Here is an 18473-nt window from a genome sequence, read left to right on the forward strand (position 1 = left end):
CACAGGTCCGTGTGCCGGCTGACGTCGCCGTCCGGCGGTGTGAGGCCGGCCAGCAGCGTCAGGAGCAGGTTGTCGCACTGAGGGTGGTACGACAGCGCGGCTCGCAGGGGTGAAGCTTTCGCGTAGTGGCTGCTCACCTGTCCGACCGCACGTCTGGAAAGGGCGCCGGGGTCTCCCCAGTAGTGCCAGGTGAGCAGCGATAATGCCGTCTGCGAGAGATCGGGAGATATGGGACTGTCGTGGCTCCAGTGCTCGAACCAGGAGTGGTTGTTGCCTGCTGCCCGGCTCATGACCAGTTTGTGCACGCCGGCCGTCTTGTTCTGGTCGCACTGGTCCGGGAGGCGAGGGTCCTGCAGCCACGGACGGTCAACGTCGAACAGGTCGAAGCGGTGGCTCCACTGACCGAAGTAGCCGTCGATGCCGGCTTTGCGGCCGTCAGGCAGGTCGATGCTTTGCTCGACAAGCCCCTCTTCGAGGAGCTGTTCGCGCCGGTCGCCCCAGCTTCCGGGTCCAGCCTCGTCCAGAGCGGTGATCCGGGCGGTCAGCGCATACAGCAAGCGCAGCAGCGCCGAGAGAGCCGGAGCCTCCGGGATCAGCAGAGTGCGGATCTCTCGGGCATGCACAAACAGCTCCCTGAGCCCCACTTCGGGTGGGCCTGACTGCCCCTCCACCCAAGCGACCGGAATCCAGGGCTGGTCGATCAAATTGGACACAGACGTGGTCACGCGCCCCTCCCCCCTCGTTGCGCGTCACCGAATACTAGAAGGACAACAGGGGAGAATGTAGGTCGTTAAGGCAACCGGTCGACCATCAGGCCGAGTTCACTTACATGGAATCGGTGCCTCTCACCGGTTCGCGCCCACGTACCGTCTTCCAGGGTCATGTTCAGCCGGAGGACGCTCTTGAGGGCGGCCATGCCGCGCCAGACCGTGTTTGCATCGCCCTTCACGCCGTCGACGAGCCGCTGCGGTACGGGGATCAGGTAGGGGACGAGCTGGCCCGGCCTCGGTCTGCGCTTGCGCTTGGACTCGAACGCAAGCTTCTCCTCGAAGACCCCCTCTTCCAGGAGAGACCCCGGGTACAGGCACACCACATGCACCAGGTCCTCGCCGAGCACGGAAGGAAGCAGCCCGGGCTCCATACCAGGGTGGTCGCGGCTCAGCAGTCCGAGGTCGCCATCGAGTTCCCACGGCCCCGGCACCTGCAGCCAGCCCACAGTACCCGTGGCCCTTCGCTCCCGGACCGTCCGCCGGTTGTCGAGCTGCTGGAGCTCACGCCCCGCAGCCTCCCCCAGCCTGTCGACGAGCTCATCGGCGTACACCTCGTCCAACAACGCGGGCACGTCCTCCGGCAGGGAAACCGTCCGGCCGGCCCCCAAGACCAGTCCAGTACGCCGCACCAGCGCAACGTCGTCCAGCTCGGAGGTGCTGTCCGCTCGGAGCACCACGAGCCGCGGCCGGCCCCCTGAGCTCTGTCCCGCACGGGTCAGCAGGCTCGCGAGCGGCGCCGGCCCCGAAACGACGAAGTCGAAGCGCAGACCCCTGACGTGTTCCAGCATCGGCGTCGTCACCAGCACGGAAGGACCGCTGACGCCACCGTGGGGAGAGAACGTGCTCCGGCAGGCCGCGAGACGCCGCCACCGGTCCTTGTTGCGCATCTGCTCATGAACCAGGGTCACCTCAAGGCCGGGCAGGTCCTGCGAGAGCTGACGGAACGTAGAGATGGCTTCCACAGGCGTCGGCCGGTAGATGACAGCCCGGCCCTTGCCGGCTTCGGCCAAGGGGGCAAGCGCTGCCTGGATCTCGTCGTACGGCGCACCATCAACGACCTCGATGCTGAGCGTGGCAGCATCAACGGTTCCTGCGGGCTGACGGGGCAGGTGCCCCGTTGCGGACTGTGCGTCCACGAACGACCACGCCGGCGGCCGGCGAGGCTGCACCATCGCCTCCTTGCCGCCTCCAGCACCACGGCGATAGGCCGCCAGCATCGCGTCCACCGACTTGTCCGCAGACATCGCAGCCAGGACAACGGGAATCTGCAGCGCAGCGGCCCACTCCAGGAACCGGAGCATCAGCTTCTGACCCCAGGCGCCGCGGGCATGGGCCTCATCCACCACGACGACCTTGCCGGAGAAGGCAAAGAGCCGCATCACGTTGAACTGCACCGGCATGACCGCCTGGAGAAGTTCGTCCACCGTCCCCGTGCCCAGTGCCGCCAGGAGAGCGCGGTGATGGGAATTGAGCCAGCTGTTCGCTGCCACAACCCACTCCTCACCAGGCTCCGCACTCACGTCGCCGGAAGCGTGGGCATGCACCCACTGCTGCGCGGCTTCCGCCGGCTTCAACCGCGACGAGCTGTGCAGCAGGAGCGAGCGCCAGGGGCCCGTCAGGGCCTGCTCAGCAAAAGCGTGCAGCTGCGCCATGTGGCTGTCGGCCGCCGAACCGGTCGGCAGCGCATAGAACAGACCGCGCGCGTCCACCGCATGCCCGAGGACCGCTGCCGCACGAAGAGCCGCCTGCGTGCGCTCCTGTGACGCCGGAGCCGTCACCACCACCAAGCCCGGCCCGTGCGCGGACACAAGATCAGGCAACTGGGCTTCCACACTGTCCGCAAGGCTGGTCTCACCCGCGCACTGGACCGGCTCTGGCCGGGCGAACCCCGTCCCGGCCAGGTCGCTCTGCTCCACCAGACGCAGAGCCGCCGCCCGGGCAACTGGCCAGTAGGCGTCCAAGTCGTCCCTCGTGCCGGCCCATCCCTCCTCCCTGAGCCTGGCCCGAATCTCTTCGTCGATACTGGCCAGCCAGTCCGACAGGGTCACCAGCCCCGTCAAGACGACAGCCGCGCCCGGCGTCATCCGCCCTTGCGGAACCGATACCGCCCCCGTCACCCGGCGCACCTCCTCGAAGTGAACCCGCCGCTGCTCCTCCCACCTGCCCGCGCCCAGACCAGGGTGACGGGCGACAGGGCACCGGTAGTCCTTGGCGTAGACGACCGGGTGGAAGCGGCCGCCGTGCCCACCGAGCATCTGGGCCACCGCGTGACTGAGCCGAGACTGCGGACGCCGCTTCGACGACGGATAGCCGATCTCCTCGAAGACCCCCGCCAGCCACCAGTGCGCCGCCGCCTCATGCGACTGCCCATCCTGCGCGGCACCGGCCGCGAACCCGTACCCGTGTTCAGCGCCCAGCTCCTGCGCCAGCAGCTGCCCGTCCGCGTACTTCGGGCCGTTGCGGTGCAGCTGGAACGGCACACTGATCTTCCCGATGTCGTGCAGTCCCGCCCAGAACGCCGCGAGCGCCCGCGCCTCCCCGTCCGCAACCTGCAGCGCCCCGGCCACCATGCTCCGCTGGCGCGAGGTCAGCAACTCATCCCAGACGACCTGCGCGACAGCTGCCGTATCCAGCAGATGACAGATCAAAGGATGCGTGTGGTGAGCCCCGGCGGGATTCTTGCCCAGCCCGGCAGCCTTGCCCCACAGGCGGGAATCCAGGGACATGAGCTGCTCCTCGTCACGGATCCAGTGCAGACGCATCTCGAAGGGCCGCGGCAGAAACCCCGGCGCAGCTCCCCGTTCATCCTGCTTCATCTCGTTGAAGGCCGACGGGGGGTAAAAGCCTCAAGCACCGTCCCGCCAACGGGTTTCCGCCGTAGAGTACATACCGCTGCACGCCTCCCGGGGAGGTGCGCGGAACCGCATTGAATTTCCAGGCGACGGCAACGCCGAGCAGAACGCACGACCCTCTCGAGGGATGAGCGTCACCCTCGGCTCAGTCTGCGCTCTGGAGATGCAATGTCCCGGTTCCTGCACAAGTTCGTCCTGCGCCGCGAGGTACTCCTCGAGACCTCACGCGTAGTGGTCACCGCGGTCATCCGCGCCCTGATCACCGAACTCGTCAGCTGGCTCATCTGAGCCAACGGTGACGGACCCCAAAGGGGTCCGTCACCCCTCATTTGCCGACAACCCCCACTGGCTGAACACGTCTCCGCGTCACAGGGATACACCACAGGACGAGATGCCCTGCTACCAGCGATGTTCCGGTGCCGGCGCTGTCGACCCCCGGAACCGGGATGCCCTCCCCGCCGACGCGGGGATGTTCCGACGACCGGCGACAAGGACAACCGGCGCTGGCGGTCCTCCCAGCCGTCGCCGGGGTGCTCCGGCCGCCACCGTGTTCCGCAACATCAAGGCGGGCGTCCTCCCCGCCGACGCGAGGGTGTTCCGATTCAGCATCTTCCGCAGCGCACTCATCCCGTGTCCTCCCCGCCGACGCGGGGGTGTTTCGCCGAGCACCCGCGTGCCCCGCATCGTGGACCAGTCTCCCCCGCCGACGCGGGGGTGTTCCGATCGAGGTGAGCTGGGTGGTGAGGGTCTGCCGGTCCTCCCCGCCGACGCGGGGGTTTCCGACGAGAGGGAACGTGAGGCCGCTCTGGGTGAGGTCCTCCCTGCCGACGCGGGAGTGTTCCGGCTGGACGGGAGCACGGTGCTCGCCGTGTACGGTCCTCCCCGCCGACGCTGGGGTGTTCCGCCGAGCGCGGTCATGGTCTGCACCCCGGCGCAGTCCTCCCCGCCGACGCGGGAGTGTTCCGCTCTCCCCGGAGGTCGCCTGGTACCTGGTCGAGTCCTCCCCGCCGATGCGAGGGTGTTCCACTCGGCGCGACAGGCGGCTACACGGTGACGTTGTCCTCCCCGCCGACGCGGGGGTGCTCCGGACACCGGGTGGCTGGACTGGCTCGCGCAGCGTCCTTCCCGCCAACCAGGGGGGATCCGGTGTAGGTGCGGTTGGGCACGAGGGTGCCCGGCCGTCCTCCCCGCCGAGCGGGGGTGCTCCGGTTCTCCTGGAGCAGGAGCGTGCCATGCACGCGTCCTCCCCGCCGACCGACACGGGGTGTTCCGTCCCAGCTCAGGAGGGAAAGTGTTCGGTCTTGGCCCTCCCCGCCGACGCGGGGGTGTCCCGGCGCCCACCAGGGAGGTGGGGAACGGGGCCGCGCCCTCCCCGCCGACGCGGGGGTGTCCCGGCGGCGATGCCCTGGTCACGTAGGCCAGGCCGTCCTCCCGCCGACGCGGGGGTGTTCCGTTGTCTCGCCACTCCTGGAAGACGGAGGTGAAGTCCTCCCCGCCGACGCGGGGGTGCTCCGGCGCAAGGCTGGAGCGGCTCGGACGCGGACGGGTCTTCCTCGCCAACGCGGGGGTGCGCCATAGTGCGGACGACCGGACCGGATTCGTCGGTCTTCCCCGCAGACGCGGGGGTGTTCTGGCGCAGACCGTCGTGATGGCCTCCAGGACACCGTCTCCCTCGACCGACGCGGGGTGCTCCGAAGGTGTGGCGGCTGAACGTCGTCGAGACGACGTTGTCCCCGCCGACGCGGGGGTGTTCCGTTCCTGGAGGACCACCTCCCCGAACTCCTGAAGTCTTCCCCGCCGACGCGGGGGTGTTCCGCCGATGACGTCGGGGGTGCCGTGCGTCTCTAAGTCTTCCCCGCCCACGCGGAGGTGTTCCGACCTTCCGGGACGGACGATGCCGAGAGCACCAGTCTTCCCCGCCGACGCGGGGGTGTTCCGAGCCGCAGCTCGTCGTGCAGTCCGGGCTCAAGGTCCTCCCCGCCGACGCGGGGGTGTTCCGGCTGTTTCGAAGGAACGAGACGAGCTGAAGGCGTCCTCCCCGCCGTCGCGGGGGTGTTCCGACAGGAGCGGCGGCCGGGCCGTGGGCCGGGCCGTCCTCCCCGCCGACGCAGGGGTGTTCCGGTCATCGAGCGTGGGGACGAGCAACCCCAGACGTCCTCCCCGCCGACGCGGGGGTGTTCCGACGAGCACGTCGGTGACGACGCCCGTGCCAGCGTCCTCCCCGCCGACGCGGGGGTGTTCCGGTACCTGCCTCGGCTCCGCTTGTGGAGGAGGGGCCCTCCCCGCCGACGCGGGGGTGTTCCGCCGTAGTACGCCTCCGCGAGGATCAGCACCAGGTCCTCCCCGCCGACGCGGGGATGTTCCGGCCCGGAACGTGAGGCGGCGTCCCCGGCCTACGTCCTCCCCGCCGACGCGGGGGTGTTCCGGACGGTGCCGTCCACCACCGCTTCACCATCACGTCCTCCCCGCCGACGCGGGGGTGTTCCGTCGATCGAGTGCAGAACTCCCCACAGAGCCGCGTCCTCCCCGCCGACGCGGGGGTGTTCCGCAGGGCAAACGCCTCCGGGCAGAGCCCATCGCGTCCTCCCCGCCGACGCGGGGGTGTTCCGATCCAGTCTTTGAGCTCCGCTTCGGTGGTTAGGTCCTCACCACCGACGGGGGGTGTTCCGCGGCGCTGGAAGTCGGAGAGGTCGACATTGCCGTCCTCCCCGCGACGTGGGTGGTGGTCCGGCCGAGGGCTGCACCATGGTGAAGTAGCGGTCGCCCTCCCCGCCAACGCGGGGGTGACCCACCGCAGTGCCGACCGTTCGCGGCGCGGTAGGTGTCCTCCCTGCCGACGTGGGGGTGTTCCGCTCTGCTGAGTGGCCGGCAAGCGGTTTGCCTCGTCCTCCCCGCCGACGCGGGGGGGGTGTTCCGGAGCGGACCACGGACGCGCTGAAGCAGAGCGTCCTCCCCGCCGACGCGAGGGTGTTCCGTGCACGGCCATCCGCGCACCGGCCCGGTAGGTGCCCTCCCCGCCGACGCGGGGGTCTTCCGGTGATGCCGTCAGGGGTGCCGCCGGACGGCGTGTCTTCCCCGCCGACGCGGGGGTGCTCCGGGAGACGCGGTCGATGACATTGCTGAGCAGCGGTTCTCCCCGCCGACGCGGGGTGCTCCGTCCATCAGGCTCTGGTGGTAATGCCGTCGTCCCGGGGGGTGTTCCCTTCCGGTCGCCCCAGGTCTGCCGTACGGACTCGTCCTCCCCGCCGAGGCGAGGAAGTTCCACTTCAGGGCTGAGGTGGGGCGGGAGGTCCTCCCTGCTGACGCAGGGTGTTCCGAGGTCGCGGATGTGCCATTTCCGGCGCTGCGCGTCCTCCCTGCCGACGCAGGGGTGTTCCGTTCTGCGGCTGAGGCCAGTACGGCGACGCGTCGCCCTCCTCGCCAACGCGGGGGTGTTCCGCTGGCCGCGCTGATCCTGCTGCAGCACCTCTGGTCGTCCCCGCCGACGCGGGGTGTTCCGGCGGTGGTGGCTGCGGTAAGGAGCCAGGCTCCGTCCTCCCCGCCGACGCGGGTGTTCCGTGACCATGCAGAAGCGCTCGATGACCGCCGCCGTTCTCCCCGGTCGGCGACGGCAGCACGTACCGGTGGTGGCTGTCCTCCCCGCCAACGCGGGGGTGTTCCGCCCTGGCATGTCGGGTTCGAGGGGTGCCACAACTCCTCCCCGCCGACGAGGGGGTGATCCGCACACGACCCAGGCCGTTTCGGAGTACACCCCGTCCTCCATACCGCGCGGGGGTGCTCCGACGGTGGGGAGCACGATGTACAGGAACGCCAAGTTGCCGGCCGACACCCGGATGCACCGATCAGACAGGATGGTCCTCGTGGCCGACGCTGATCTTCCCCGCCGACGCAGGGGTCTTCCGTCGAGGTAGTCGTGGATGGCCCAGCCGTCGTCGTCCTCCCCGCCGACGCGGGGGGGGTTCCGACGATCCTGTACTCGGGGGTGCCCGGCTCGGAGCCTTCCTCGCCAATGCGGGGGTGCTCCGGTCAGGCAGTGGCAGGGCGCCATTCGCGACCAGTCCTCCCCGCCGACACGGGTGTGTTCCGCGCATCGCGATGGTGGACTGCGGACACCACACGGAGTCCTCCCCGCCGACGCGGGGGTGTTCCGAGGTTTCGCGACCACCACGGGAAGACCACCTCGTCCTCCCTGGCGCCACGGGGGTGTTCCGGAGACGACGCGGCGTAGGTCGAGCTCAGCAATGCCCTCCCCGCCGACGCGGGAGTCCTCCGTACGACAACGGCGGCATGCTCCAGCCCGGCTTGTCCTCCCCGCCAACGCGGGGGTGTTCCGGCGTGATGTACGGGTGCGCCGTCGCTCACGAGGCCCTCCCTGTTGACGCGGGGGTGTTCTGCTGATCATCCTGGCGGCCCTGGTGGCCGCCTTGTCCTCCCCGCCGACGCGGGGGTGTTCCGCCTTGGGTGTCGGTCATGGAGTCGCGGGGCCGGTCCTTCCCGCCGACGCGGGGGTGTTCCGTTGACGCGACCCGGCCGGGCCCCCGTCCCCCAGTCCTCCCCGCTGACGCGGGGGTGCTCCGCCGTCGAGCCGACGGGCGATCTCGACGTAGGGGTCCTTCCCGCCGACGCGGGGGTGATCCGTCGTCCAGCCAGTGCTGGATGTAGACGCCTTCGTTTTTCCCCGCGGACGCGGGGGTGTTCCGCAGGACGAGGTCGCGGGCTTCGAGTGGACGATGTCCTCCCTGCCGACGCAGGGGTCTTCCATTGTGGATCTCGTCAACGAACAGGTAGTCGAAATCCTTCCCGCCGACGCGGGGTGCTCCACCCACGAAGCGCTGTCGGCACCGCTTGGCGCGGTGCTCCCTGCCGACGCAGGAGTGTTCCGGACTGGAAGGAGAGGTTCGACGAGTTCGCGGGGCCTCCCTGCCGACGCGGGGGTGTTCCGGGGCGGTTCGTTGAGACGGGCGGTATCGCCCGGTCCTCCCCGCCGACGCGGGGATGTTCCGGAGACCCGCGCATGACTGAGACCACCACCCCCGTCTTCCCCGCCGACGCGGGGGTGCTCCGCCCTCCGGCCTAATGCCGCCCTGTGCGCTGGCCTCCTCCCGGCCGACGCGGGGGTGCTCCGTCGCCCCGGCTGGCCCCACCCGCACCGACGAAGTCCTCCCTGCCGACGCGTGGGCGTTCCGCAGGAGCGAGAATCGTCGCTGCACGTCTTCACGTCCTCCCCGCCAACGCGGGGGTGTTCCGGTCATCGCGCGGCGCGACCAGCTCGCCACGAACTCCTCCCGCCGACGCAGGGTGTTCCGTCGTCGCCGCTGAACGTGTCCGTCGCCGTGTCGTCCCCCCGGCCGACGCGTGGGTCTTCCGACGAGTGGGCGGCCAGCGTGGCCGGACTGCTCGTCCTCCTGCGGGTATTCGGAGCCTAAAGGTTGTCCCGTATGAGGTCGGCACCCGGGAAGATGACCTGATGGTGAGCATGGTGGAGTGGGAGGAGATACGTCGTCGACTGCACTTCGGGCAGCGTGTTTCCGGAAGGGTGGTCCAGATACCGAGGCCGGGCACGATCGGCGTCTTCGTTGACATCGGGCTTGCCGTCAGGGGCTTCGTCGACGTGCTGTTGCTGCCGGAGGATGCCGCTCAGTGGCCGGCTGAGGGCACCGAGACTGAGTTTGAGGTCTGGTGGGTCGATGAACGGCCCCAGGTTCGGCTGAAACCAGTAGATCGCCAGTTCTTGCGGGAAGACTTCGATGAATGGCTCAGTCGATGGCGACCTGGGTGGCCCCAAGAGCTCGGCCTCCCAGTTCTGGCCATCGAACCACCGTCTCACGGCACCTGACAGCAGTCGGCTGAGACGATCACCGACCGGTGAGAGCCAGGTTGTGTAGTCGGGCGATGCCGAGCATGGCTTGGTGAACGCCATCGCCCTTGAGGCGGCAGTCCCGCAGGACTTTCCAGTTCTTCAGGCGGGACAGGGCATGCTCGACGCGAGCGCGGGCCTTGCGGTGCACCTTGTTCTCGGCTTCCTGTTGCGGGCTCAGGGCTTTCTGACCGCGTCGTCGGCGGTGAGGAATGAGCAGGCCGGTGCCTTGGTAGCCGCCATCGGCGACCACCGGAACGCCTCGGCAGGCGATGTCGACACCCGACTCGGTGAAAGCCCGGCAGTCGTTGCGGCTGCCGGGCAGTGGCTCGCCGACGGCCACGACCAGGCGGCTGTTGGCGTCGATGACGACCTGCAGATTTGTCGAGTGTCCCGGACGGTGAGCCGGCGCCCGCGCAGCCCGCGATCGATCCGGAGGTCCTCGCCCGTCGGGCGTCCTCCGGACTTCCCTCCGCCCGAGCCGCTCGGGGCGTCCTCCGGACCCGGACGGGCCCGCGACGGGACGGGACAGGTGCGGCGACCCGGACGCGTGGGCAGCCCCCACCAGGTCGTCCGAAGTGCCCTTACCCTCCACAGTGACCGGAAGGACAGCGCTCAGAGGGCGCTCCATCCCTTCCATGTCCACCCCGAGCCACCCTGGGTGTTCACCTCGGTAATCATCCATCGGCCGTCCCAGCGTTCTGCCGTCGCGGTGGCGCGGTGCGACCCGATCGCCGGGCGGTCGGCCCGCCCGGTGACCTGCACGCTGTAGGTCGCCCCGTCATCGAACGCGCCTGTGACGGTGAACGGCATGATGCCCTCCTCATCGTGTGACGAGCAGGCTCAGGAGGAACGCCCGAAGGTCGTCTTCCATGCACCAGTCGCCGCTGAACATCGACTGAACGGATCGGGCGACGGTGTCACCGGTGTCCGGTTGCGTCTGCTGGCGGCGCAGGAGACGACTGAGGGGACTGGGCCGCATGCTGCGTGCGCCCGGCCGGCCAGTGTGGGTTTGGGTGAACCAGAACACCCGCTGCGCGGCGTCCAAGTCGCCCAGGTGCCGGGCAAGGTGCTGCGGCAGGAAGCAGCCACCGGCCGGCTTCTCGGTGAACTCGCCCGACGCGCAACGCTCGCTCCAGACCAGCGGGAATGGGAGCAGCAGCAGCGCCACGCCCTGCGCACCGCCGGCCCAGCGGGCGGTCAGCGAGCCGGGCTCCACCCTGCCCGCCCGGCCGAGCGCCGCGGCGGCACGAAGCCGGTCGACCACCGTCACGCGGCCTCCGGGCGGTACTCCCCCGACGTCGGGCCCCAGCACCGATTCCCGGCCCGGCACCGGCATCGAGTCCCGCCGCGGCCGCAGCCGGCAGCTGCGAGAAACGGCTGGAGGCCCGCACCATGGCGGTGCGGGCCTCCCAAACGGTGACGCGGGGTCTCGAATCAACCTTCGCGTCACCGACGCATCCGGGCTGAGGACGCCGCTGCCAAGCGGCGGTCATCAGCCCTTATTTCGTTGAGCCGCGCGCCAATCGCGGCCCGGTGAGTCCCCGGATTGAGTGTCAGCAGCAATACAGGGCACCGCTCGGCGAGCCCGTTTACACGGAGTCGCTGGCGACAGATTCATGGTGTACCCAGTTGGGTGGGAAGGTCCCGCCCAAAAGCTGGACACTCCGTGAGCCAACCCCTTGACGGCGAGCGGGGCCGCAGCTCACGGCTCTCGCGGGCGTCAACTTCAAGTGGGACGGTCTCTGAGCCAACGCATCGGCCGTTAGTGAAACGGCCGCTGTTCCTGGAATCGTTGGATGTGGTGGTCCCCACGTCGACCCAACGGACTGTACGCCAACGGTCCGTGACCGCAAGGACCGCTCGGATCATCGATCGCATCCGGGGCGCTTCGCAGAGGTGTCCCGCGATCCCCCGATTCGACTACATGTCAGCAGCAAGGAGGCGGCGGCCCCTTCGGGAGCCGCCGCCTCGGACAGGAACGATCATGGCCATCAAGAAGAACGCATCGGGCGACGGCCCCCATGCTGCGCCGCCCGTGGCGCAGGGATTCGGCATGCCGCAGGCGCTGGTGATCCTCGGCTTCCTCACCGCGGCGGTCGTGCTGCGCCTGGTCGCCCAGACCAGCGTCCAGGACACAGTCGTGCTCTTGACCGTCGCGGGGGGCGTCAGCGTTCCCGTGATGCTCGCCGCCGGCAGCCACAGCCGCTCGCGGCGACGGGCCGTCCGGCGCCTGCTGAACGCCGTACTGGCTCCCGGCTCGGGAAACTGAAGGGGGAGCTGTGGCACGCCCAGAAGCCCCCGTCGACCACAACATCCCAGAACTCGGCGACCTCGCCGAGTACCTGCGCTCGATGCGTCGGCAGGCAGGCCTGACGTACACGGAACTCGCCAAGGAGTCGTGCTACTCGGCTGCGACCCTGAAGCGAGCGGCCAGCGGAAAGCATCTGCCGGCCGTCGCCGTGGTGATCCAGTACGTGCTCATGTGCATCATGCTGGACCCGCAGCCGGCTGACGATCGCGGGTTGAAGATCGTGGACCTGTGGACCAAGGCAGCCAGGGCATTCGATCGGTCCCGTATGGCTGCGCGCCGCTCGAATGTGCTGCCAAAGCCGCAGTACGTCCGTGACGAGGGTGACCTGTCGGGAGCACTGCGGGACGTCTGGGCCTGTTCGGGGCGCCCCTCCACCCGGTCGGTGGAGAAGGCGTCGAGGGGGCAGGTGCCGCGATCCACGGCCCACGTCATCTCCACCGCGCACGCCGTCCCCAGGGACTTCCGGCAGTACGCCGCCTACCTCCGGGTGTGCGGCATCACGGGGAAGGCGCTGGAACCGTGGTTCCGTGCCTGGTTCAAGGTCAGGGGTGTCCCTTCTGATCTCCAGTCCGGCTTCACGGCCCTAAAGGATGATGCCGACGCTCAGGCGGCCTACGTCAGCGCTCACACACAGGCCACAGGTTCGGCCATCTCGGTTGCCGAGCTAGTGGAACGCCTCACGGCGACCCTTGCCCAGGTCAAAACCGTCTCTCGGGAGTCGCCTCACACTCGAAAGGTCGCCCGCTGGGACGCGGCCCCAGTGGAAGACATGCCGTACATGTACGTCCGGGAGCATCCAGGCGGTTCCGGAACGCACGTGTGCAACGAGGTGCTGCACGGGAGCAAGAAGCCCGTCCTGGACGCGAGGACCGCAAGGTACCTGGTGCACCTTCAGCGCTACATCCCACCACGACAGCTGCGGTTCTTCCGTGAGACGGAGGAGTGTCTCTATCGGGATCTGCTGGCGGATCGTCCGTCTGCCGCGCCTCAGGCTGTGACTGAAGCTCTCCGGCGGTCGAACAACAACCGCTCGTAGGAGGCCATGCACGTCGTCCGGGCCCCAGTACGTTCATCGCAGGTGATCCCGGACGACGTGAAGCCGCGGGCGCTCGGGGGTGAACTCGCCGAGTCCCAGGGCGGCCTCTCGCCAGTTGGCGATCAGCTTGACCTGCCATGCCGTGTCGTGCCGGAAGTCTGGCGGCGGCGTGCCTTGTGGGTCACGGGCCACAGGATGGCGGCGGTGAACTCGACCGCGTGCATGGCCGCGGTGCCGTGGGCGTCGACTCCGCCGCCTTCCAGACGGCGCAGTCTGTCGAGACGGCTGGCCGCCTGGAGCAGCTCGTTGAACGTCTCCTCGTACTCCTGCGCGCGCACGGTCGGGAGGTCATCCACACCTGCCTCCCTCGCGCGGCTGCGGCCGACGACCGACGGCGCTGCGCCGGGAGTCCCTCGCGGAGAAGCGGTTCACAGCGCGGGTGCCCTCCTTGATCACGTGTCCTCATGCTGTCAGGCGCTGGGCACCGGGCTGGGCTGGCGGTGCCCGATTTGGTGCTCGCCTTTGGTACAGCCCGTGAGTGATCCGGCGGGCGCGCGCAGCTCACGCATGACCGGGTCCAGGTGGTCACGGGTGCCAGGCGCTAGGTCCGGCGTAGCCGCAAGGGGCGGGGTCGGTGAGTTCCTGCCAGGCCAGCCAGCCCGCGTGCAGGCGGGCCACGGCGACGGGGTGCTCGAACCACAGGTGGCACCAGCGGGCGTCGGCCGACGGCTCGGCGAGGTAGCCGGGCACCAGCACGCCCTCCACCCACTCGATCAGCGCCCGCAGCTCGTCGTCGTACCCCGGCGGATCCAACAGCAGGATGAACGGCGGGTACTGCCAGTCCTCTTCCCCGCCTGCCAAGTCGGCGGCGGCCTCCCCGCTGGCCAGCTGCTGCCCGCCGACGGATGCCACGCCCGGCTCCCCGCCTCGTCCCCGGTCAGCTCCTTATCCTGGGCAGTGAGCTTCTCGACCTTCGCCTTGAGGTCTTCGATGTCCTGGAACATGCCGGCCGGCACGTCCATCTGGGGCACGTCGTCGGGTTCATCGGTCACCGTGCCGCCTTCCGCTCCTCGTACGCGGCGACCGCGCGTTTCGTGATGGCCTGCTCCTCATCTGCGGGCCGATGTGCGCCATCGCCTGCTCCGCGTACCAGGGGCGGAGGCTGATCTGGGCGACCGGCATGCCGGTGGACATGAGCAGGGCCGTGCCCTTGCGCATGGCGCGGATCTCGGCGGGGTCAAAGCCAGCAGACCTGCTCTGATCGCTTCGCCACACCTTGCAACGTGAGTCGATCGATCCGACGGATCAGCTCGAGAGGGGCAGTTCGGCGAGCATTACAGCATAGACCGGGGAGTCTGGAAACGGCTGGCGATCCCCAACTTGCCGAAAGCCCCACGCCTCGTACGTGTGTTGCACCTTTGAGTGTTCAAGATCGACAAGCAGTACTACGAGGTCTTCACCTCGGCTATCTAGCAACACCCGGCTTACCCGCTCGGCAGTTCCAGTCTTGCGCCACGTCGTGCGCACGGCCAGCTCGGAGAACGAAAACGTCCGGCTCTTCTCAGGCGCGGGCGTCAGGTGCTCGCGCCACCATTCGCGACCCGGTTTCGCCGGAGCGCCGTAGGCAAATGCCACTGGCTCGTTACCGTCGAAGGCGATGACACAGGCGAAATCAGGGTGGCCACCCCAGTGATCTACGAACCAGGGGAAACGCTGGTTGAACTCCTCATTCATGGCGTCGCCATAGGCGTCGGCATGCACGTCGATCAGTGCCTGGCGGATCCGCGCGAGGTCGTCGTGACCGTAGCGGCGGACGGCCAGATCAGCGGCGCTCAAGCTCGCCTCCATTCGGCTCGGTAGCGGTCTCCCCACTCTCGTGCGAGTGCCCATCTGGCGCAAGGGTGATCAAGCCGCGGTAGTAGTCGCTAATAGGACTCCGTTAGGACTTGCAGAGAATCAAGGTGTTGCTTCCCGCGATGCGGCTCGTTGTTGTGGTATGAGCGTCTCCGACAAGGTTCGCGGCCAACTCGCTGTGCAGTTCTAGATGTTGTTCCCGCACCTCGACGAACGGCAGCGGCGGCTGATGATGGGGGCCGGAAGCCCGGATCCTGGGCCACGGTGGTATCCGGGCGGTGGCGCGGGCGGCCCAGGTCAGCGAAACGACGGTCCGCAAGGGCGTGGACGAGTTGGAGGCCGGCGAGGAGCCTTTGGGCCGGGTACGCAGGCCGGCGGTGGCCGGAAGAAGTCCGCGGATCTTGATCCGGGTTTGCGGCCCGCGCTGCTGGCACTGGTGGAACCTGACGAACGGGGCGATCCGATGTCGCCGCCGCGTTGGACGGTGAAGTCGACCAGGAGCCTGGCGGCCGAGCTCACCCGGCAGGGGCATCGGGTGGGCGCGGACACGGTCGCAGACCTACTGCGTGAGGAGGGCTTCAGCCTGCAGGCCGGCGCCAAGACCATCGAAGGCAAGCAGCACCCCGACCGTGATGCCCAGTTCCGCTACATCAACGAGCAGGCCAGGCAGCACATGGGCGCCGGCCAGCCGATGATCAGCGTGGATGCGAAGAAGAAGGAACTCGTCAGCGATTACAGGAACGCGGGCCACCAGTGGCGCCCGGCCGGTGAGCCAGTCCTGGTCAAAACGCAAGACTTCCTGGACCGGCAGGGACCGGGCAAGGCGATCCCCTACGGCATCTACGACATCGCCGCGAACACCGGCTGGGTCATCGTCGGCACGGATCACGACACCGCCTCGTTCGCCGTCGCCTCCATCCGCCGCTGATGGCAGGCCCGAGGCCGCCACGACTACCCGGCAGCTACACGACTGCTGATCACCGCGGACGCCGGTGGCTCCAACGGCTACCGCACCCGCGCCGGGAAGACGGAACTCGCCGCCCTGGCCGCCGAGACGGGCCTGGCCATCACCGTCTGCCACATGCCGCCGGTCACCTCGAGATGGAACAAGATCGAGCACCGGCCGTTCTCCCACATCTCCATGAACTGGCGCGGCCGCCCGCTGACCAGCCACGACGTCATCGTGAACAGCATCGCGGCGACCACCACCCGCACCGGGCTGACCGTCCACGCGGAGCTGGACCCTGGCACCTACGACACCGGCATCAAGGTCACCGACGGTGATATCGACGCTCTGCGCATGCACCGGCACCGCTTCCATGGCGACTGGAACTACACCCTCCACCCTCAACCTCGCGACACCACCAGCGGAGCCAAGGACTCGCAGTCAGCCGACGGCCCGTCCCTGCAGCCCTGCAGCCCTGCAGCCCTGCAGCCCTGCACCGAGTCTCTGCGCAATCCGGAGCTGACCGGCATGCCCGAGCCGGCGATGACCGAACTCGTCGACCAACTGGCCCAGACACTGGACGTGTTACGTGAGCAGGAACGGCTCTGGCAGCGAGGAGGCGAACGCATCCGCGCTCGGGGAGCTGGGGCCAAGGACAAGCTGACCACTGCCGACAGAGTCCTGGCCACCGTGCTCTAGCTGCGCAAACTCGTCACCCAAGACCTGCTCGCCCAGCTCTTCGGGGTCAACGGCAGCACCCTCACCAGGGCCGTCCGCCAAGTCCAGCCCCTGCTGGCCGAGCACGGCTACACGATTCCACCCTCGGCAGCCAGGTTCCGGACACCTGCTGACGTCACCGCGTTCCTCGCCAACAGCAGCCCCACGGAGATCAAACCAGCATGTTGATTCTCTGCAAGCACTTAGCGGAGGGGAGCAGCCGTGGCGAACGCAGTCGACTGTATTGGCGAGGGCCCCGCATCAGCCCCCAGCGATCTCCTGTACGGCGTCGAGGACCAGGTGCCAGGGATACTCCTTGGGTTGGCCTTGGCCAGGCTGGTTCGGCTGGAAGCCGCCCTCGCCGTACAAGACGCGCACGCCCATCTCTCGCAACTCGCCGACGCTCCTCTCGAACTGGCGATGCTTGACGTAGGCGGCGTTGACGCACGGCATGGTCACCGTGGGGATCTGTTTGCCAATGCCCTCAGCAACGACGCCCACCACGAAGTCGTGGGTCAAGCCCAGGGACCACGCGTTCACCGTGTTGAAGGTGGCCGGGGCGACGGCGATGACGTCAGCCTTCGGCCACACGTCCGGCTCGCCGGGCATCTTGTACTCACTGCGCACCGGGTGCCCTGTCAGGCGCTCCAGTTCCGACAATTGCGGCTGGAGCCAGCGTGCGGCGGTTGGGGTGAGGCCGAGGCAGACGTCGAAACCGCGGAATTGCCCATCCTGGATGACGGCAGCCACATCGAACACTGGCGGAGCTGCGGAACCGAACAGGTATAGCACAGGGGCTTCTGTCATCATGCGATCCATCTGACCACACGCAACCGCCCCCTTATGCTTACGAGTCGAGAGCGGACGGAGGCGCCGGCGCCTTGGAGCGCAGGTACTGTTCCAAGTGGCTGCTTAGAACGGAGACCAGTATGCCCACACTGGACGAAGGCCACACGGGCGCCCGCATCAAGGAGCAACGCAGACTGGCCAGGCTGACGCAACGCCAGCTCGCACAGCTGCTGCCGTACTCCTACAGTCTGCTCAACCAGGTGGAATGCGGCGCTCGCCCGGCGACGGCCGACTTTGTGGCTGCTGTCGCCCATTCCCTAAAAATCGACGTAACGGTGCTGACGGGCCAGCCGTACGTGACCGAATTGCAGCGTGATCGGCTTGCCGAACTCGTACGCCCGATCCGCGAGGCGTTAGACCTGTACGACTTGGGTCCAAACCCGGCTCTGATCAGCGTTCGGACCGATGACTGCCTCATCGCCAGCGCAGACCACATTTGTCAAGAGGTACGAGCTACGCGCCTACGCAACGCCGCACAGAAGCTGCCGGACTTGATCGCGGAACTCACCCACGCCGCCTGGTCGTCCCCGTCCGCCCAACTGTGGCAGGCGCTGGCTTCCACCTACCGCACGGCGCACGACATCAGCGTCAAGCTCGGGTACTACGACCTGTCTGCAGTGGCGTTGGGCCGCATGGACTGGGCTGCGCAACGCGCCTCCGATCCCTGCCTGGCCGCCGTCCGCCAGTACATGCGGGCCCTGGTCTACTTCCGGGAGGGCGAGTACTGCATTGGCCAGCGCCTCATCGCGGCCGGTCATGGAATCGTCGGGCAGGCCGGCGAGACTCGGGAGACCTTGGCGGTCGCTGGCCAGCTGCACCTGGGTGCGGCGGTGCTTTCCGCACGGGCGGCGGACGAGACGTCAGTGAACCTGCACATATCAGAGGCTCGTCGGATCGCGGAGCAGATCGGCGACGCATCGGACGTGCATTGGCTCAGCTTCGGGCCAGCCAACGTAGCCCTGCACAAGATGTCCGCCGCTGTCGAGATGAGGCAGTACGACAACGCGCTTAAGCAGGCCCGGAAGATCAAATTGCCGACGCAGCTCGCTACGTCCCGTCGGGCGCACTTCCTGATCGATAAGGCTCGGACTGAGATGGAGACTGGCCACACCGAAGGTGCGTTGAAGTCGCTGGTGGAAGCCCGGAGACTGGCGCCGGAGCCCACCCGGTACCACCCGGCGGCTCGCGAGACGATCACGGGCCTTGTGCATTTGTCCCGCCACACGCCGGATTCACTCAACCACTTGGCCGCTTGGGTCGGTCTCTAGGGTCGCTCAC

Annotated in this window: 12 protein-coding genes, 2 pseudogenes and 1 CRISPR repeat array; of the genes and pseudogenes, 5 read left to right on the forward strand and 9 right to left on the reverse strand. The window is 68.4% G+C overall.

The window, feature by feature from the left end:
* Positions 1-725: type I-E CRISPR-associated protein Cse1/CasA (casA, locus tag ACGF3J_RS35340; RefSeq protein WP_393855626.1), on the reverse strand; the 725-nt coding region annotated here is incomplete at its 3' end.
* A 65-nt stretch (positions 726-790) separates the two neighbouring features.
* Positions 791-3586, reverse strand: a complete 2796-nt coding sequence (locus tag ACGF3J_RS35345) for a CRISPR-associated endonuclease Cas3'' (protein WP_393855627.1) — start codon at positions 3584-3586, stop codon at positions 791-793.
* Between the two features lie 484 nt (positions 3587-4070).
* Positions 4071-6773: direct repeats of the CRISPR family, unit length 25 nt; unit sequence TCCCCGCCGACGCGGGGGTGTTCCG.
* A 2316-nt stretch (positions 6774-9089) separates the two neighbouring features.
* Here ACGF3J_RS35345 and ACGF3J_RS35350 point away from each other — a divergent pair.
* Positions 9090-9458, forward strand: coding sequence for a hypothetical protein (locus ACGF3J_RS35350; RefSeq protein WP_393855628.1), 369 nt, complete (start codon positions 9090-9092; stop codon positions 9456-9458).
* A gap of 19 nt (positions 9459-9477) precedes the next feature.
* Here ACGF3J_RS35350 and ACGF3J_RS35355 read toward each other — a convergent pair.
* From ACGF3J_RS35355 to ACGF3J_RS35365, 3 genes and pseudogenes are all read right to left on the reverse strand, one after another.
* Positions 9478-9870 (reverse strand): annotated as a pseudogene (locus tag ACGF3J_RS35355) (transposase family protein); the annotation flags it as partial.
* 224 nt (positions 9871-10094) lie between these two features.
* Positions 10095-10292, reverse strand: coding sequence for a hypothetical protein (locus ACGF3J_RS35360; RefSeq protein WP_393855629.1), 198 nt, complete (start codon positions 10290-10292; stop codon positions 10095-10097).
* 10 nt (positions 10293-10302) lie between these two features.
* A complete protein-coding gene (locus tag ACGF3J_RS35365; protein ID WP_393855630.1) occupies positions 10303-10752 on the reverse strand; it encodes a hypothetical protein in 450 nt (149 codons plus the stop codon).
* Between the two features lie 714 nt (positions 10753-11466).
* On the opposite strand from ACGF3J_RS35365, the gene ACGF3J_RS35370 reads away from it, so the two are divergent.
* Together ACGF3J_RS35370 and ACGF3J_RS35375 are read left to right on the forward strand one after the other, a co-directional pair.
* Positions 11467-11751, forward strand: a complete 285-nt coding sequence (locus ACGF3J_RS35370) for a hypothetical protein (RefSeq protein ID WP_393855631.1) — start codon at positions 11467-11469, stop codon at positions 11749-11751.
* A 10-nt stretch (positions 11752-11761) separates the two neighbouring features.
* A complete protein-coding gene (locus ACGF3J_RS35375) occupies positions 11762-12829 on the forward strand; it encodes a multiprotein-bridging factor 1 family protein (RefSeq protein ID WP_393855632.1) in 1068 nt (355 codons plus the stop codon).
* Positions 12830-12951: 122 nt separating this feature from the next.
* Here the strand turns inward: ACGF3J_RS35375 and ACGF3J_RS35380 are convergent, their stop codons facing one another.
* From ACGF3J_RS35380 to ACGF3J_RS35390, 3 genes are all read right to left on the reverse strand, one after another.
* Positions 12952-13185 (reverse strand): hypothetical protein, encoded by a 234-nt coding sequence (locus ACGF3J_RS35380; protein ID WP_393855633.1) that lies wholly within the window; start codon positions 13183-13185, stop codon positions 12952-12954.
* 229 nt (positions 13186-13414) lie between these two features.
* Positions 13415-13741 (reverse strand): DUF4913 domain-containing protein, encoded by a 327-nt coding sequence (locus ACGF3J_RS35385; protein ID WP_393855634.1) that lies wholly within the window; start codon positions 13739-13741, stop codon positions 13415-13417.
* Between the two features lie 393 nt (positions 13742-14134).
* On the reverse strand, positions 14135-14665 hold the full coding sequence (locus tag ACGF3J_RS35390) for a GNAT family N-acetyltransferase (protein ID WP_393855635.1): 531 nt from the start codon (positions 14663-14665) through the stop codon (positions 14135-14137).
* A gap of 208 nt (positions 14666-14873) precedes the next feature.
* Between ACGF3J_RS35390 and ACGF3J_RS35395 the strand changes: the two are divergent.
* A pseudogene (locus ACGF3J_RS35395) lies at positions 14874-16535 on the forward strand (ISAzo13 family transposase).
* A gap of 72 nt (positions 16536-16607) precedes the next feature.
* Here ACGF3J_RS35395 and ACGF3J_RS35400 read toward each other — a convergent pair.
* Positions 16608-17156 (reverse strand): flavoprotein, encoded by a 549-nt coding sequence (locus ACGF3J_RS35400; protein ID WP_393855636.1) that lies wholly within the window; start codon positions 17154-17156, stop codon positions 16608-16610.
* Positions 17157-17275: 119 nt separating this feature from the next.
* On the opposite strand from ACGF3J_RS35400, the gene ACGF3J_RS35405 reads away from it, so the two are divergent.
* A complete protein-coding gene (locus ACGF3J_RS35405; RefSeq protein ID WP_393855637.1) occupies positions 17276-18463 on the forward strand; it encodes a helix-turn-helix domain-containing protein in 1188 nt (395 codons plus the stop codon).
* Positions 18464-18473: the final 10 nt, after the last annotated feature.

It is taken from the genome of Streptomyces sp. NPDC048171, from assembly GCF_043202655.1.
Taxonomy (GTDB): Bacteria; Actinomycetota; Actinomycetes; order Streptomycetales; family Streptomycetaceae; genus Streptomyces.

Excerpts from the sequence above, each read along its gene's own strand:
- ACGF3J_RS35400 (WP_393855636.1), bottom strand. The coding sequence starts at position 17,156 with ATGATGACAGAAGCCCCTGTGCTATACCTGTTCGGTTCCGCAGCTCCG.
- ACGF3J_RS35405 (WP_393855637.1), top strand. The coding sequence starts at position 17,276 with ATGCCCACACTGGACGAAGGCCACACGGGCGCCCGCATCAAGGAGCAA.
- ACGF3J_RS35360 (WP_393855629.1), bottom strand. The coding sequence starts at position 10,292 with ATGCCGTTCACCGTCACAGGCGCGTTCGATGACGGGGCGACCTACAGC.
- ACGF3J_RS35370 (WP_393855631.1), top strand. The coding sequence starts at position 11,467 with ATGGCCATCAAGAAGAACGCATCGGGCGACGGCCCCCATGCTGCGCCG.
- ACGF3J_RS35350 (WP_393855628.1), top strand. The coding sequence starts at position 9,090 with ATGGTGAGCATGGTGGAGTGGGAGGAGATACGTCGTCGACTGCACTTC.
- ACGF3J_RS35345 (WP_393855627.1), bottom strand. The coding sequence starts at position 3,586 with ATGAAGCAGGATGAACGGGGAGCTGCGCCGGGGTTTCTGCCGCGGCCC.